Origin of the sequence: Chamaesiphon sp. OTE_75_metabat_556, assembly GCF_031378165.1 — a bacterium.
GTDB lineage: Bacteria > Cyanobacteriota > Cyanobacteriia > Cyanobacteriales > Chamaesiphonaceae > Chamaesiphon.
The window spans coordinates 1-15,158 of the sequence record NZ_JANNDR010000105.1; the positions used below are offsets into that span (position 1 = coordinate 1).

Genomic DNA, 15,158 nt, shown 5'->3' on the forward strand with positions numbered 1-15,158 from the left:
GGGCAATGGTCGGAATGCGAAATCGCCTCGTTCATGCTTACTTTGGGATCGATTTTGAAGTGATTTGTCAGACAGTTCAGCAAGATTTACCACCTCTAATTCAGTCCTTAGAGCGAGTGCTACAAGAATTAGAAACCTAACCGATCTCGATCGTCGAATCTTCATCACGATCGATAGCCCCCATTTTGTAGGGCTTTTTAATCTATTATTGATTTGGGATGGCAATGGGCGATCGATCTGGGATGGACTTGGTTAAACAGATATGTTGATTGATTAAACATGGTAACATCGCCCGATCTGATTATTTCTACTAAAAATCTGACTAAATCCTATGGCAAACGGCAGATTGTCAGCAATCTCAATTTAGCTGTACCAAGGGGATCTATTTGTGGTTTTCTCGGTGCTAATGGGGCGGGTAAAAGTACCACGATTAAGCTCCTGCTGGGGCTGGTACAGCCGACAAGTGGAGTCGGGACAGTTTTTGGTAAAAATATCGTTAACGATAGCGTCGCAATTCGCGAACGGGTTGGTTTTCTCGCTCAGTCGCCGAGTTTTTATGGCTATTTAACCGCTCGTGAAACGCTTCAATTTGTGGCTTCCTTCTTCTTTACTGGCTCTAAAACAGCGATCGCGGCACGAATTGAGGAACTAATCGATTTGGTGGGTTTAAATGGCAAAGCCGATCGACCGGTGAAGGGTTTTTCTGGTGGTGAAAAGCAACGCTTGGGTATCGCTCAAGCGGCAATTAACGATCCAGAATTAATCATTCTCGACGAGCCAGCATCTGCCCTCGATCCATTGGGGCGGCGGGATGTATTGAAGATTTTGGAGAGCTTTCGGGGTCGCAGTACGGTATTTTATTCCACTCATATTCTCGATGATGTACAGCGAGTGAGCGATCGAGTCGTTATTCTCGATCGTGGCAGATTAATCGCCCAAGGCTCGATCGACGAACTATTATTAGGAAATAGCAATCTATTTAACCTGACATTAAGCGGTGACGGACAAACAGTTAAATCTCGATTATTAGCGATACCTTGGGTTAATAAAATCGAGATCAAAACTGGATCGCCGGATCTCACAAATAGCCGCACCACTAAACTGCTAATTCATGTCAGCGATGCTCGCACTGCTGAAATCGAACTACTACGAATAGCGATGCAAGATCCCGAAACCATCGTTACTCAATTCGATCGATCTACTCAGAACCTCGAAGATATTTTTGTCAATTTAGTCGGCGGCGGTACCAAATATGAATGAGCAAAATAGAGAACTCCAGCGCGTTGCAAGTAGTTGGTATCGAGGTTTTGATGCAATCTATCGCAAAGAGCTAGCTGCCTGGTTTGGGACGCATCGCTGGATAAATCAATCGATTATTTGGATGGCACTAACTTTAACGCCCGCGTTGATGGTGCCGACAGCAAACCAAGATCGCGGCGGCGCAATCCTCACCTTATTTCTGTGGTCGGGCAGTAATATGATGTCGATTGGGACTATTATTCTGACTCAAGGGAAGATTGTTGAAGAAAAGCTCACCCAAACCCTGCTGTGGATTTTTTCTAAACCGCTATCGCCTGCGGGATTTATCCTGGGGAAATTTGCCGCTCATGCTGTATTTATCGGGGCAATCGTCATTGGTGCGCCGTCGATTGTTGTCTATCTGGTGGCAATGTTCGTTGGGTTGCCAACTAATATCTCGCTGTTCAATTATGGCGGCGGGGTAGTGATGGTGTATCTGGTGCTATTATGCGTTCTCGCACTGACGATCTTATTGGGCGTTTTATTTGACAAAGTTGCTGCTGTTACCGCGTTGGCATTGACGATCTTTTTTAGCGGCGCAGGGCTGCCATCGACTCAATTACGATCGATCGAACCTTACACTGTCTGGGCGTTGCAACATAATGCCTACGAAACTATGAATGGTAATTTTCCGAGTACTGGTTGGTGGGCAATGGCTAGTGCGGTGGGATCGATCGGCTTATTACTCACAATGGCGATTACTTGGATGCAGAGATCGGAGTTATGAGATCCCCGAATTCTCGTTCGCGTAGCGTCTCGTTGGCGTAGCCTCTCGCAGAGAAGAGAAGAAGTCGGGGATCTAATCGGTTCGCATCTGTCGCGTAATTTTAGAAAATTGGTGGTCGATCGATTCGCAACGGTTTATCGAAATTGACAACCTATTTTTACGGTCTACGTTAAGATCGATTTTTAACAACATTTTAATTACAGGAGAACTACTATAATGCTATCCACAAACCAGAAAAATCGAGCTGTAACGTTGCTGGGCGGAGCTTTGCTACTAATTTTGTCGATCGATCTAGTCGCCCACGCACAGCCAGCCCCAGAGGTGGTACTCGATCGACTGTTTCGGAATGAGTCTTCTGCACCCAACACTCAGAGCCGAGAAATGTTGGTCAGTTTCAAACAATGGATGGGATCGTATCAACGCATCCGCAAAGAGGGTAGTGGTTATGTAGCTGTCTTTGATAGTGGTTCATTACCACTCGATGCCAAGTTTAAGGCTAATGGGGCGATCGAAACGATGAATTTTGGCTGTCCGACTTCCAAATCACTATCGCTGAGTGACGCCCCGAGCGGTATCCGCCAAGCTTTATCCAAGTGTGCGGGTTTCAAATCTTAATTCCCTCGCGTTGTCGCCAAGCCAGCCTTCGCCGCCCATAGTCCGATATCTTGGCGACTGAGGGTGGCAGCCATCAGATCGGGAAATTGGTCGGGCGTACAGGCAAAAGCGGGACTACCTAAAGTCGCAAACGCTGCCGCATTAGACCTATCGAAACAAGGCGCACCATCATCATTTAAAGCTAGCAGAGTAACTAATTGCACGCCAGAAGCCACGATCGATCCGACGCGTTTGCGCAGCTCGTTATTATTCCCACCTTCATACAAATCGCTAATCAACACCAAGATCGTTTCCTGGGGTTGGCGAATTAAACCCTGACAATAACTCATTGCCTTATTAATATCTGTCCCGCCGCCGAGTTGGGTACCAAACAACACATCAACCGGATCTTGGAGTAGTTCGGTTAGATCCACCACCGCCGTATCGAATACCACCATTTGAGTCTTCAGCGCGGGCATCGAAGCCAGCACCGCTGCAAAAATACTGGCATAAACTACCGAAGTCGCCATCGAGCCACTTTGATCCACACACAGGATGATATTTTTCAATGCCGTCCGTTTGCGCCCGTAGCCGATCCGCGTTTCGGGGATAATCGTCTTGTAGGCGGCTTGATAATGGCGTAGATTAGCCCGAATTGTCCGATTCCAGTCGATTTCATTATGACGGGGACGACGGTTGCGGACGGCGCGATTGAGGCTGCCGGAGACAGCTTGCTGGATCGGGTTGGTGAGTTTGCGGAGCAGTTCGTCTACGACTTTTTGGACGACTAAACGCGCTGTTTCTTTAGTGGTGGCGGGCATAATCTGACTCAATGACATCAAATTGGCGACTAGATGCACGTCAGCTTCGACAGCTTGCATCATCTCCGGTTCGAGCAACATTTGTTGCAGATTCAGCCGTTCTAATGCATCTTGCTGCATCACGCGGACTACCGAACTGGGGAAGTAGGTGCGAATATCGCCGAGCCAACGAGCGACTTTGGGTGCAGAGCCACCTAAACCACCGCTGCGGGTGTCGGTGTCGGAGCGATACAAAGCAGCCAGGGCGCGATCCATTTCGATATCGCCGCCAGTTAAGCCACCAGCCCCTATCCCACAGCTACCTTCGGCTTCGCTCCCGAGTACCAATCGCCACCGTTTGAGTCTTTCTGCTTCTGTCATCGGTTTTCCTCAAAGATATGTCATTGTCATTATCTAGCCGATCGAGCTGAGCTATCGTTGATAATTTACTTGCAATTTATTGAACAGGATATTTCAACGATAGGATTGTTTTAACCATATTTAGTGTGGAATGTTTTTATGTTGTTTCTAGAGGACGCCAATCAAAAGTTGCCTTGGTTGCCACCCGAATATCATCTATACAATATGAGTGATCTATACATCCCTTATTGCAGATGCCTATAAAATTTTTACTTAGTTTTGAAACCTCTCTGGGAGGAGCTTTAACAAGAACTATTTTTTCCTTCGCAAAAATCATAGAAACAAAGCGACCATGCCAAGCTCTTCTTTTTAAGCTCTGCTTCGATATTCTAATTTTACTTTCTGAATCTATTTTGAGCTTTTGAGCTTTCTTCTGATTTTGTCCTGTTGTAAATTCACTTAAATTAGTTGCATCTGAATTTGTTGAGTTGGATTCTGCTGGTGACTGTTGGTATTGGTCGATATTGCAATCGATCCCATCATCCCGCAATTGATCGGCCAATGCCAGTACTCGATCCTCATGTGTCTGGGAATCATGACTGTAACTGATGAAAACCTTCAGAGGTAAAGATGCGGTATTCATGGCTAGTGCGGATGGAGATAACTAACGCGGATGTGCAGATTTGCTGGATATATTTATTATTCCCAGATCTTGTAGCTCAAAAATATGAATTAGCAACAAAACTTGGGGCTATCTACCATCCATAGTACGATCGATCTGTCATCGATTCCCCTCCCTTCATGCGTCGCGACACCATCTTCTATCAACTTTTTGCACAAGCCCCCGCGCTACTGTTCGATCTGATTCCCAATCCACCTGCAAATACTGCTGGCTATACCTTTGATTCCGTCGAAGTCAAAGAAACCAGCTTCCGCATCGATGGTGTATTCTTACCACCCGACAACAGCGGCAACGTTTACTTCTGCGAAGTCCAGTTCCAACCAGATCCGCTGCTCTACGAACGACTCAATAGCGAAATTAGCATTTATACCTATCGCTATCGCCAGCAGTTTTACGATTGGCGCGCCGTCGTGATTTATCCCAACCGCAGCGTCGAACAATCCCAACTAGTCACCGTCAGCGAGTTTCTAGCCAGCGGTAGGATTACGCCCATCTATCTGGATGAATTGAGTACGCTCGCCGCACCACCCATCGGCATCGAGTTGATGCTGCTCACCACTCTCCCCGACGATGATGCCATTACCACAGCCAGATCGCTGATTGATCGATTGCAACAGCTCCCAGACAGCCGTGCGATAATAGAAACAATATCGACCATCATGGTTTACAAATTTACCAACCTAACCAGAACAGAGGTAGAAGCAATGATTGGAGTGACCTTGCAACAAACTAGAGTCTACCAAGATGCCAAAGCTGAAGGCAAAGCTGAAGGGGTTACGGAAGGTCGTCAAACAGAGGCTCGATCGATGATCTTGCGGCAATTATCACGACGATTTGGGACGCTATTACCAGAAGTCAATGAAGTAATTGCTAAGTTGCCGCTGGATAAACTTGAAGATCTGGGGGAAGCTTTACTAGATTTTCAAGAGCTTGGCGATTTAATGAGTTGGTTGGCAGCTAATTCGTAGCTGTGGCAAAGCCTAAAAGTTGAGCGACAACTGGTAAGGCTTGCCGCGATCGAGTCGTGTTAAAGTTAGCAGATTCAGTTACTACGACCTTGCTAATAACTTTCCCTTTGGCAACTTTCTTGCCCATTTGTTGGCGTTCGGGCGAACTAAATGTCGCAAAAGTGCGGCGCAATAATGGCAAGATCGCCACAAAATTCTCTGCCGATAATCCCGCAATCCAATTGTCTAATACCTGCCAAATGCCATCGCTGTGCAATAGTAACAAACCACTCCCGCGCAAGAAACCTTCCGCCCAAGCTGCCGCCGCAGTTGGCTCATTGGCTAGCGATAGAGCCAAGCTCAACCGCTGGCTGGTAGCTTTAGTATCCAAACTACCATCGTCAAATAACAGCCGACAGCAGCGTCCTTGCACCAAACCGTGGACATTTTGTTGGCTGGCAATCTGGATTAAAACTTGCCGCCAGTTCTCTAACTGGGTAGGATTTTGGAGGAGTTTAATCGTGCCATTTGTTTGCTGAATGGCGTCAAAAATCTGTGTGGCGGCATCGTCATCCAGGGATTGGCAGGAATTGGGCAAACCGATACAGAGGCGGCTAATTAACCCATCTACGACGATCGAGATGCTAGTCGTATCGGTTTGGCGGACGTCGCCGTAACGGAGGATATTTGCCAGGGGTGGCAAGGCATTCATAAAATGCAGCGTATCGCTGGTGATGGCGGCGATGGCTTGGAGTCGCTGCATCAATGTGGGAATTGCAGTACCTAAGTTGGCAAGCAAGACTCGATCGAGTAATGTTGTCAGGCTGGGTAAATCTTGGGCATCTTGAGCGGCTTGCTGGGCGAATGCAGTACTAGCAGATTCGATCGAATTACCCCAGAGTCCGGCTTCAATTAGCTTGACTGCAAATTCTGGTTGCCAGCAAATTAACCAACCTTCTTTAAAAGTCCCCGTGCTGCTAGTGCGCTGGGTTTTGCCCCAACCGATGCCGAGTAAATTCAGCCGATGGAATAATTGCGATCGATCCAAATCGTTGGCATTGCGCAAATCCAGTTCTAGGGTTTTCTCGATCGGTTCTTGTTTGAGCCGGAGTTTTTTAATTAGTTTTTGTAAGTCCTGCTGGAGCGGTATTTGCGGGGTTTCGCTAGGGACTTTTCCCAATCTGTCATTAATAATAAGCTGTTGGTGAATCAGTTGCATCGGTGCTGTATCGCCAAAACACAACACGGTTTGGACGGCTTCGTTTAATTCTGCCAATCCTGGCAGCGGACTTTCCCGCATCGCGGACAGGGTTTCTGCCAACCGTACCGCTTCGATGACACTCGCCGAAGATGCATCGAGATCTTCTTTGCGTAACAGCCGCGCCACATTCGTCAGCCACCGAATCACGACATTTTTTTGATGCGTCCACAGATGGTGATACCAGCCTGGCGACTCCACCCCCGCCCCATAACCACTCGCCGCACTCAATCGCCCATAAGTCCAGGGTACCCACGTCGCTTGAATTTTGGCTTTGGTGGGAGTTGGTAGGATAGCTCTATCCTCGCTCACTGCTGGTAGCGGTTCCACCAGTGCGGGTGCGTGCCAAGCTCCACAGACTACCGCTAGTTTTTGAAAACCTTCCGTTTGCGCTTGGCGCAGACATTGGCGCATATATGCTTCGCGAATCAGATCCCGCTGTTGAGTATGCTCGGTCAATTCCTGTCGCAGTGCCGTCATTGCTTCTAAAATTGCGGCAAACAAATCGGTGCTATTTCGGCGTTGCTCGACTAAATATTCCCAGTAACGTTCGCCTTCCCCAAATCCGGCGGCTCGACTCAGCCAACCGAGCGGATCTGCTCCTGGTGTGGTTTCTGATTCATCCAATGGTTGCGATCGATCGACTGGTTCTGGTTCTGGTTCTGGATTCGATCGCGCTGAGTCCCGCATCGTCGCTGGCAAATCGATAAATCGCACCGGAATCTCGGCTGATAAGGCATATTGAATCGCCTGCCATTCGGGAGAATAGATGGCAAACGGATAATAGCCAGATTGGGGTAAGTTCTCTGGATCGTAGATCAGCAGTGCGACTGGAGGTTTCATCTCGCCAGATTGTGCGAGGGCAATCAGATCGTTTGCTTCTGGTGGCCCTTCGATCAATACGATATCTGGTTGGAGCGTCTTGAGTGCCGATCTCAAGCTCCGCGCTGAACCTGGCCCATGATGGCGAATGCCAAAGATAGTAGTAGTCACGTCGATACCTCAATTCCGAATCGATACAGGTTGTGAATAATTCAGTCAGCACTAGTAAACATAGACATAAAATCACCGACCGAACCGAATTTCACATTTCCAGCTTGATATTCCTCCCGTACAGCAGCTACTTCAGATACGAGTTCTTGGTGCTTGGTTTGTCCGATCCGTTGTCGTAAGATATCCAAAAGCACTAATCGCTCATCTATCGATAACTGTTCTGCTGCTTCAATCGCCTTTTGAAAGGCTGATTCAGTATGGATATTAATCATAAAATATTTGATTTACTATACTGATGTTTCGTTAGGAATGAAGATTCAATAATATACATGTCTACCCTTATACCTTTGGTAGGGGTAATTCATGAATTACCCCTACCAAAGGAGAAATTGCAAGTTATTTAATCTGAATTCCTTAGTAAGATTCGATCCCTAATTGCGATTTTAGGCTCTACAATAACTCCCGACAAGCCCGATAAATATCTTGCCAACCCTCCCGCCCCTTCACCACGGTTTCTAGATATTCCTTCCACACCACCGCATCCTGCACCGGATCTTTGAGCACCGCACCCTGGATGCTGGCAGCCAGATCGCCAGCTTGCAAAGTCCCATCGCCAAAATGTGCCGCCAACGCCATCCCGCTATTAACGACCGAAATTGCTTCCGCCGTACTCATCGTGCCGCTGGGAGTCTTGAGTTTCGTCTTACCGTCACCAGTTACTCCAGCCCGTAATTCGCGGAAAATCGTTACCACTCTGCGGATTTCTGCGAGAGCGGGAACTTCAATCGGTAATTCGAGCGCGCGTCCCATGCTTTCTACCCGCTTATGGACGATCGCGACTTCTTCATCAGCACTATCGGGCACGGGTAAAATCACCGTGTTAAAGCGGCGTTTGAGGGCACTCGATAGCTCGTTCACGCCCTTATCGCGATTATTCGCTGTGGCAATCACATTAAATCCCTTCTGAGCTTGGACTGCCGTACCAATTTCGGGAATCGGCAGGGTTTTCTCAGATAAAACGGTAATTAAGGTATCCTGTACATCGGCTGGAATCCGCGTCAATTCCTCGATCCGCACGATTTTGCCATCATTCATCCCATTCATCATCGGACTGGGCACCACGGCAGCCATTGATGGCCCTGCGGCTAATAAAAGGGCATAGTTCCAGCCGTAGCGGATTGCTTCTTCGCTGGTACCAGCAGTACCTTGAATCAACAGGGTAGAATCACCCGTCACGGCGGCGGTGAGATGTTCGGACACCCAAGATTTGGCGGTACCTGGTACGCCGTATAGTAGTAATGCTCGATCGGTTGCTAATGTCGCGATCGCGATTTCCATCAACCGCCGACTGCCGATATATTTGGGGCTGACTTCAAAGCCATTTTCGAGTTTCCCGCCGAGTAGGTAGGTAGACACCGCCCAGGGAGATAGTTGCCAGTTGGGGGGCTTTTGGCGGGTGTCCGCTTGGCTGAGTTCGGCGAGTTCGTGAGCGAATTGATGTTCGGCGTTTTGGCGCAGGGTGGTGATGGTGCTTTCGACGGTGGTTTCTGCTGCGGTTTTAGCTTTAGCTTTTGGGGGCATGATAAATATTGGGGGGGAAATTCCCCTCTGGGGAGGGGCAGGGGTGGGTAAAAGGCTGCGATGGAAGCTGGAGTTCTTTGAGTTCAAACTTCTAAGCCGTATTGAAAGCCGATCGCATCTCTCGGCGAAATTCTAGGAGTTCGATGCAAGGGGTGTAGCTAAACTGCTCGATCGATAATTCTGACTGCACTTGTTGAAGATCTGACAATACACTGATATCTAAATATTGACCCAGCAGATTACTATGATTTTGCTGATAGTAATAGTAAGTTTTCTCAGGATCTAGCTGCTGAATGTGTTTGTGAAATTGCCGCACTACCAAACTACTAATTTGCGCGCTCCAGTTGCCACCAGTTTCCATCATTGCTGACAAGGTTTGATGGATACGATCGCTAAAGTTATCGGCAGTCAAAAGCTTGGTGAAAAATTGTGATGTGAATTCCTGGGCATTTCCAGGTAAAGCCTGTAACAGCAATCGAATGTGGTACTCCTCTAAACTAGAATGCGATCGAGTCAATAAAGCTTCGATCCAATCATGTCGCTGTTGGTAGCAAGCAGCCTTCACCCAGCCAGTCAGAATGAGTAAACTGCGATCGTGCTTCGCTGCTGCATCTAATAATCGATCGATATCTCCCGACCAAATATCTAGATCGGCAGCAATTAAAACTTGTAAAATTTGCCATTCTTCCAGGGTCAGATTGAGATTTCTAATATTGGTAGTCCCAACAGATTTGTCATTTACTCCGGCTGCTTGCCATTCTTTATCACCAACTTTAGGCGAATTGAGCTTGATTTTACAACTCTTTCCCTTGGCTTCAATACTTACACATTGACTGGCTAATTGCGTCAATCGCTGACGATATTGACTGGCTAAACGATTGAGGAGATCGGCAGCTTGAAGCCTGACTTGTTCGCTGCGATCGAATAAAGCCACTTCCAAAAACTCTTCATCTTCCAGGCTCAAATTAGTCTCTAACACTTCTAACCATGCTTGCCTGTCATCTGCTTTATCTTGCTTCCAGCTAGCGGCGATCGCCAATCTAGCCTCCGCTGGTTGGATCTGTCGCCATTGCGCGATTGCTGCTAACCGCTCGCTGCGGGTACCAGTTGCCCAGATTTCTGGTAATTGAGCTGGATCGAGAGATAAAATCGCACCGCCGAGAGCATACTCCCACTCTGGATTCTGGCGAACTAACCACTGTCCGCGACTGCCTAACATCGGTGTAATTAGAGATCTCAAACTCTTATGGCGTTTGCCCCGCTCCAATACTAGGGGCAAGAAGTCTGGGGGGACAGTTTGTTCCGTCTGCGCTAGCAATTGCAATAGTTCCGGCAAGATTGGCTCGTAGCGACTCTCATTCAAAATCGCACTCAAGTGCCGAGCGGTTAACGGCGAGCACCAAGTCAGATCGGCTTCAGCAGCGGGGGCTAATAATGGCAAAGTTGCTGGTATCGGACTGTTGCCAACTGCTTGATAAGCAGCAATTAATCCCGCCGCACTGAGGATTTGTTGTGTTGGCGACTGACTGGGTAATGCAGCCCCATAATCTGCCAAAGCTGGATGAGTCAGATCGATCGATGGTGACTGTCGATTCGTCCCCACCAATGCGCTCGCAACTAGTGTTTCCCAAGCATTCATCACCATACCTCCCCAATGTTTGCTTGCCAATAGCCACCATCGTGCCAAATGCTCAATGGTTTTAGTTTTTGCCCATCCCATTCTCCCATTAGGGTGATCGGCTTGCCCCCACTTAATGCTAAAAGCTGCCAACCCCGTACATCGGCTAGTTCTAAGGGTAAATAGTTATTTTCTCGATCGCGTATCGACCAATTACCCTCACTATAATTGGGCGTGACATCCGTAATTAATAGGGGAAATGTCTCCAGCCAAGGGTTCTGAATTAACGCTTGACGATAACGATCGATCGCCAGTTCGTTGGCGAAGCCTCTCTGCGCAGGCAGACGCTTCTCTTCGAGAGGCTTCGCCAACGCGAACGGAACGATAATCGTCTCATCGCCTGGAATAGCTCCTGGTTGGCGGGCATCTTGACGATTGCGATCGATTGCCCGCAAGGGGTAGCTACTAGGGAAAAAGATAAGTTCTGTGGGCACGAGCGAACCAGGCAACCAACTAACATCGATCGGTTGGTTGCGAACGGCAAAATTGAGAATTAGGGCGATCTGCTGGCTATTTTGCCCCCATAGCCATACGCGTTGAGTTTTGAGATTACTGGTAGGATCTTCCGTCAGGCTTTTGCCCATCACCAACCATTCATCTTGCTGACTGGTAACTTCCCCGCGCTCAAATAAACCTAGCAGCTCGTCTTGAGAAATCGTCCACCCGACTTGCGATCGCACTTCTGCCGCGAGTGCTGGTGACAAACTCTCCAGTCGTTGGTAACCCTGAATTATTAAATGAATCTGACTCAGTGCCACCAGCAATTCGCCCGCCCAATCAGCTTGCCCATTATTAGCAATCCCTGCTAATTGCCGCACCCGTCTGGCTAATCCTGGTGCCTGAGCGTCTACCAATCGCGCCGCCATCCCATCCCAAAAACCATAGGACTGAGCTTGCGTATCTGCCAAGCCGCTACTGATGATGTCTTGTAGCCATAGATCTAGATCCGCAAGTCCCGTACTGACTTTATCCGATCGCTTTTGCTGCCGTTTGGCTTGGGCGACTTCGTCTACAGGTGCCTTTTGCTTCTCTTCCTTCTTCTGGGTGGTTTGCGATCGTTTATCGATCCAGTCTTGTACCCAGCTAGGCAGCGCATCCTGCGTAAATAAATTGGTGTGGCTGGTATGGAGCAAAAATAAGCCCAAGCCATGCTTGCAGGGGAATTTGCGGCTGGGACAGCTACATTTAAAAGCTGGTTCGGTGAGGTCGATCTGCGCTTGATAGGGATTCTTCCCACTGCCCTGACATTCACCCCACAATACGCGCTCCGTACCGCCCAAGTTTTGCCATTTACTGGCAGTGGCTAGTGCCTTGCCGTTTTTGACCGATCCGGCATCTGGTGCCAAAGCCAGGATTTGTTCGCTGCTCCAAACTACTGCCATAATCAGATCGCTTGAACTATCTGTCACACAGTATCATTAAATAAATCGATCTGTCCAGTTAGTCACGCGCACAAAATCTCTCGTTAATGCCGATGGTTGCTACTAAAACTCTAAACCTGCTGCCAGATATAGACAGCCTCCGCCAACTCTCTCAATCCCTAGCGATGTTGGATGCAATCCTGTGTCCACGTTCCGATCTGCGAACTTATAGTTTCAAAGCTCATTGGGGTGCTGGCGAAATGATGGCGAAGCTGGATAACGGTGGTGGGGATGAATACTTTATGTTGTTTGACTCAGCCGGAGCAATTATCAAAGGTTTCGATCATGCATCCAAAATGAGTCCCTATGGCAATGATGAGGGCAAGATCTGGAGCGGAGTTTTGGACGCAGTGCCACTAGAGTTTAATTCTTTTCTGCAAGAACCAGCGTTTTCGATCGAGGACATAACTTTTTGCATTTGGCGCAGATATATCGATCCCGCATGGAATGTCCGTAACATTACATTAGCTATCCTCAAGGTGATGAAGATGCCGACGGCTCTAATTGGATGTTATCAACCTTAGATCGTAATCTGCTGACTTACCAAGAATGGGCAACGGATTATCACGAGCAGGCAATCGATCTAGTTGCTGTGCAGCATATCTACGCGCATCAGCCTCTTACTAACGAGATTGTCAAAATGTTAAATGTCAATCTATCGATCGATGAATTAGCTCAAGATATTCAAGAGATTGGTTATCCCATTAACTAGTGATTAGTACAGGGATCGGGTCAGCGTAGATTAAGGAGAGGATCGATCGACTGGTGGGCATACTAATCTTGACGCCCATCATTCGATATCTACGGCCGATCGTCATGAATTTGGAATATTATCAAATGTTAAACGTGCAGCCTGGAGCTTCGATCGACGAGATCGATGCGGCTTTTGGCAAGCAGCGGATGGCACTAGTTAAAGAGGGTCGAAAAAGCGAAATAGCCCTCCTGACGGCTGCTTACCACCAGTGTCGGGATGAGACGTTAGAAAGCGATGCAGCGGTCATCACTGCTACGGAAATCGATTTACCTAGCCAGCAAATTCGTGAAACGCTCGATCGATTATTGCGATCTGATCACATCTATTCAACCATCACAATCGCCGGCAGAGAGCTACACATCAAATTGCAAAGTCGATCTGGTGCTGTTAAGGCGCAAGTAGCCAAGCAAATTATCCAATGTTTGCAAGTCTTAGATCCAGCCGGAATTGAAACCGTTGTTATTTATGGAATGCACGGTAAACGCAACGAATGGAAGCAAAAATTTCAGCTCGATGAAAAGGTTAAAGATGCCGATACAGATCTTTATGCATTCGATAATCGCTACATTAATCGCGGTGCCTTACTGATCGCCTTTGCGATCGCGATCCTGGCTCAAATATTAGTTTTCCCCAGATTTTTACTTAGAGGCATCCAGATTTGGATTCATGAATTCGGACATGCGACAGTTGCTTGGTTAGCCGGACACGCGGCCACCCCACTACCTTTTGGCTGGACAAATATTAGCGAGAATCGATCGCCGATCGTCTATATCTGTGTTTTATTATTGTTATTAATATTATTTTGGTCGGGCTGGCGCGAACAAAAATACCCAGCAATGGTGATGGCTGTCGTTATCGCGATCGTCCAGTTTTATATGACTTGGCTGATGCCAGAAGATACTTACCATCTGCTGTTGTATTTTGGCGGTGTCGGTGGCGAATTTTATCTGAGTACGTTATTGATAGTATGTTTCTATTTCCCGTTACCAGATAAGTTCCGCTGGGATTTTTGGCGATATCTCTTTTTGTTAATGGCAACATATACCTTTGTCGAGAGTTTTAGCATGTGGCACCACATCAAAACTGGATCTGCGGAAATTCCGTGGGGAACGATGCTGGGCGGGCAAGGTGACGCTGGTGGCGATATGAATAATTTAAGTTCGATGGGTTGGAGCGATGTCCAGATCGTCAATACTTATAGTCAATTGGGAAATGTCTGTTTGTTTGTGTTGATCGGCTTTTATCTGTTTTTCTTGCTCAAGTCGCTCCCCAATCGCAGTTGGCGACAACTGAGTAAATAAGTCAATCCCATAATTTCCATGCCCTTAAATACTGACTCGATCAAAGCATCTGGGTATCCTAAGTTCGGGCAATTTTTCGATTAGCGAGTAAGAAGTATGTCATACAAATGCGACAAATGCGAAGCACTAATTCTCAGCCTCCGACTGGGCTACTGTAGCAACTGTCGGGAGCCAATTCATATCGAGACTTTACCTGACTCCAAACAGCAAGCTCTCGCCGCAGATGAACGCGAATATGAAGCAATGCGCGATCGAGTCAGAGCGGAGAAAGACATCCAGCAAGGTGTTGCAGGAGTAAGAAGCCTTAATATCGGTATTAGTGCTGGGGACAGTTGGGGCGGTTGAGATTAGCGATCGATTTTCAGGGCACGGCGCAGAATACCCACTTGAGATGAGTTTCTTGGCGTAGCTATTCTGCCGCGATCTCCTAAGTACTTGCACTGATTGAAGACGTATCGATTTTCAGTTAGATTATCAGTAATGTTGGCAATTTAATCTCAATCTGCAAAATTTTAACTGTTTATGAGTGGTGCGGCGATCGCGATTTTGGTAGGACTGTCTCTATTATTTGTGGCTTGGCAACAACGCCACCGATTTCAGTTGGGCGGTAGCAGTAAGACTACCAATCGACAATATCGACCGCAGCATCCGCACTTGGAGCGGAAATTATTAAAACTACTAGGTGGCAATCGGAATACAGCCGAGCGGCTGATTCGGCAATCTCAAATCAGAAATCCCGATCGATCGGCAGATTGGCACTGGG

The 15,158-nt window shown here is 47.7% G+C and carries 17 protein-coding genes; 10 read left to right on the forward strand and 7 right to left on the reverse strand.

All coding sequences use genetic code 11. From position 1 onward, the window contains the following. Positions 1-14: 14 nt before the first annotated feature. The 4 genes from RMO27_RS23730 to RMO27_RS04630 all read left to right on the forward strand — a co-directional run bounded on the left by RMO27_RS23730 (position 15) and on the right by RMO27_RS04630 (position 2,641). Positions 15-140, forward strand: a complete 126-nt coding sequence (locus tag RMO27_RS23730; RefSeq protein ID WP_396133612.1) for a DUF86 domain-containing protein — start codon at positions 15-17, stop codon at positions 138-140. A 139-nt stretch (positions 141-279) separates the two neighbouring features. Continuing rightward, entirely contained in the window at positions 280-1,260 is a 981-nt protein-coding gene (locus RMO27_RS04620; RefSeq protein WP_309729642.1) for an ABC transporter ATP-binding protein, read from the forward strand. Beyond that, entirely contained in the window at positions 1,253-2,026 is a 774-nt protein-coding gene (locus tag RMO27_RS04625; protein WP_309729645.1) for an ABC transporter permease, read from the forward strand. Before RMO27_RS04620 ends, RMO27_RS04625 begins: the two co-directional genes overlap by 8 nt. Positions 2,027-2,242: 216 nt before the next feature. Continuing rightward, entirely contained in the window at positions 2,243-2,641 is a 399-nt protein-coding gene (locus RMO27_RS04630) for a hypothetical protein (protein WP_309729648.1), read from the forward strand. On the opposite strand, the gene RMO27_RS04635 is transcribed toward RMO27_RS04630, so the two are convergent. Together RMO27_RS04635 and RMO27_RS04640 are read right to left on the reverse strand one after the other, a co-directional pair. Next, positions 2,638-3,801 (reverse strand): VWA domain-containing protein, encoded by a 1,164-nt coding sequence (locus tag RMO27_RS04635; RefSeq protein WP_309729651.1) that lies wholly within the window; start codon positions 3,799-3,801, stop codon positions 2,638-2,640. The two genes, RMO27_RS04630 and RMO27_RS04635, sit on opposite strands and share 4 nt — an antisense overlap. A 136-nt stretch (positions 3,802-3,937) precedes the next feature. Beyond that, positions 3,938-4,423 (reverse strand): SEFIR domain-containing protein, encoded by a 486-nt coding sequence (locus RMO27_RS04640; protein ID WP_309729655.1) that lies wholly within the window; start codon positions 4,421-4,423, stop codon positions 3,938-3,940. Positions 4,424-4,581: 158 nt separating this feature from the next. Between RMO27_RS04640 and RMO27_RS04645 the strand changes: the two genes are divergently transcribed. Next, positions 4,582-5,430, forward strand: coding sequence for an Rpn family recombination-promoting nuclease/putative transposase (locus RMO27_RS04645; protein WP_309729659.1), 849 nt, complete (start codon positions 4,582-4,584; stop codon positions 5,428-5,430). Here RMO27_RS04645 and RMO27_RS04650 read toward each other — a convergent pair. The 5 genes from RMO27_RS04650 to RMO27_RS04670 all read right to left on the reverse strand — a co-directional run bounded on the left by RMO27_RS04650 (position 5,420) and on the right by RMO27_RS04670 (position 12,328). Further along, positions 5,420-7,660 (reverse strand): DUF5682 family protein, encoded by a 2,241-nt coding sequence (locus tag RMO27_RS04650; RefSeq protein ID WP_309729661.1) that lies wholly within the window; start codon positions 7,658-7,660, stop codon positions 5,420-5,422. The genes RMO27_RS04645 and RMO27_RS04650 overlap by 11 nt on opposite strands. 41 nt (positions 7,661-7,701) lie before the next feature. Continuing rightward, complete coding sequence (locus RMO27_RS04655) at positions 7,702-7,932, reverse strand: hypothetical protein (protein ID WP_309729664.1); 231 nt, start codon at positions 7,930-7,932, stop codon at positions 7,702-7,704. Positions 7,933-8,110: 178 nt separating this feature from the next. Then, positions 8,111-9,241, reverse strand: a complete 1,131-nt coding sequence (locus RMO27_RS04660; protein ID WP_309729667.1) for an AAA family ATPase — start codon at positions 9,239-9,241, stop codon at positions 8,111-8,113. A gap of 91 nt (positions 9,242-9,332) precedes the next feature. Next, entirely contained in the window at positions 9,333-10,880 is a 1,548-nt protein-coding gene (locus tag RMO27_RS04665; RefSeq protein WP_309729671.1) for a DUF5691 domain-containing protein, read from the reverse strand. Beyond that, the gene (locus tag RMO27_RS04670; protein WP_309729674.1) at positions 10,880-12,328 is read right to left on the reverse strand and encodes an SWIM zinc finger family protein; all 1,449 of its coding nucleotides are present in this window, start codon (positions 12,326-12,328) and stop codon (positions 10,880-10,882) included. The genes RMO27_RS04665 and RMO27_RS04670 overlap by 1 nt, the downstream gene beginning before the upstream one ends. Positions 12,329-12,393: 65 nt before the next feature. Here RMO27_RS04670 and RMO27_RS04675 point away from each other — a divergent pair, with 65 nt between their 5' ends. The 5 genes from RMO27_RS04675 to RMO27_RS04695 all read left to right on the forward strand — a co-directional run. Then, positions 12,394-12,864, forward strand: a complete 471-nt coding sequence (locus RMO27_RS04675) for a hypothetical protein (protein WP_309729678.1) — start codon at positions 12,394-12,396, stop codon at positions 12,862-12,864. Beyond that, positions 12,849-13,052 (forward strand): hypothetical protein, encoded by a 204-nt coding sequence (locus tag RMO27_RS04680; RefSeq protein WP_309729681.1) that lies wholly within the window; start codon positions 12,849-12,851, stop codon positions 13,050-13,052. Before RMO27_RS04675 ends, RMO27_RS04680 begins: the two co-directional genes overlap by 16 nt. A 53-nt stretch (positions 13,053-13,105) precedes the next feature. Beyond that, entirely contained in the window at positions 13,106-14,395 is a 1,290-nt protein-coding gene (locus RMO27_RS04685) for a hypothetical protein (RefSeq protein ID WP_309729684.1), read from the forward strand. A 96-nt stretch (positions 14,396-14,491) separates the two neighbouring features. After that, positions 14,492-14,740, forward strand: a complete 249-nt coding sequence (locus RMO27_RS04690) for a hypothetical protein (protein WP_309729687.1) — start codon at positions 14,492-14,494, stop codon at positions 14,738-14,740. A 177-nt stretch (positions 14,741-14,917) separates the two neighbouring features. Next, positions 14,918-15,158 (forward strand): hypothetical protein (locus RMO27_RS04695; RefSeq protein WP_309729690.1); only part of this gene is annotated, 241 nt, incomplete at its 3' end.

Bases quoted from the DNA above. Each gene is read 5' to 3' on its own strand.
- RMO27_RS23730 (WP_396133612.1), top strand. From the start codon at position 15: ATGCGAAATCGCCTCGTTCATGCTTACTTTGGGATCGATTTTGAAGTG.
- RMO27_RS04620 (WP_309729642.1), top strand. From the start codon at position 280: ATGGTAACATCGCCCGATCTGATTATTTCTACTAAAAATCTGACTAAA.
- RMO27_RS04625 (WP_309729645.1), top strand. From the start codon at position 1,253: ATGAATGAGCAAAATAGAGAACTCCAGCGCGTTGCAAGTAGTTGGTAT.
- RMO27_RS04630 (WP_309729648.1), top strand. From the start codon at position 2,243: ATGCTATCCACAAACCAGAAAAATCGAGCTGTAACGTTGCTGGGCGGA.
- RMO27_RS04635 (WP_309729651.1), bottom strand. From the start codon at position 3,801: ATGACAGAAGCAGAAAGACTCAAACGGTGGCGATTGGTACTCGGGAGC.
- RMO27_RS04640 (WP_309729655.1), bottom strand. From the start codon at position 4,423: ATGAATACCGCATCTTTACCTCTGAAGGTTTTCATCAGTTACAGTCAT.
- RMO27_RS04645 (WP_309729659.1), top strand. From the start codon at position 4,582: ATGCGTCGCGACACCATCTTCTATCAACTTTTTGCACAAGCCCCCGCG.
- RMO27_RS04655 (WP_309729664.1), bottom strand. From the start codon at position 7,932: ATGATTAATATCCATACTGAATCAGCCTTTCAAAAGGCGATTGAAGCA.
- RMO27_RS04660 (WP_309729667.1), bottom strand. From the start codon at position 9,241: ATGCCCCCAAAAGCTAAAGCTAAAACCGCAGCAGAAACCACCGTCGAA.
- RMO27_RS04665 (WP_309729671.1), bottom strand. From the start codon at position 10,880: ATGAATGCTTGGGAAACACTAGTTGCGAGCGCATTGGTGGGGACGAAT.
- RMO27_RS04675 (WP_309729678.1), top strand. From the start codon at position 12,394: ATGGTTGCTACTAAAACTCTAAACCTGCTGCCAGATATAGACAGCCTC.
- RMO27_RS04680 (WP_309729681.1), top strand. From the start codon at position 12,849: ATGTTATCAACCTTAGATCGTAATCTGCTGACTTACCAAGAATGGGCA.
- RMO27_RS04690 (WP_309729687.1), top strand. From the start codon at position 14,492: ATGTCATACAAATGCGACAAATGCGAAGCACTAATTCTCAGCCTCCGA.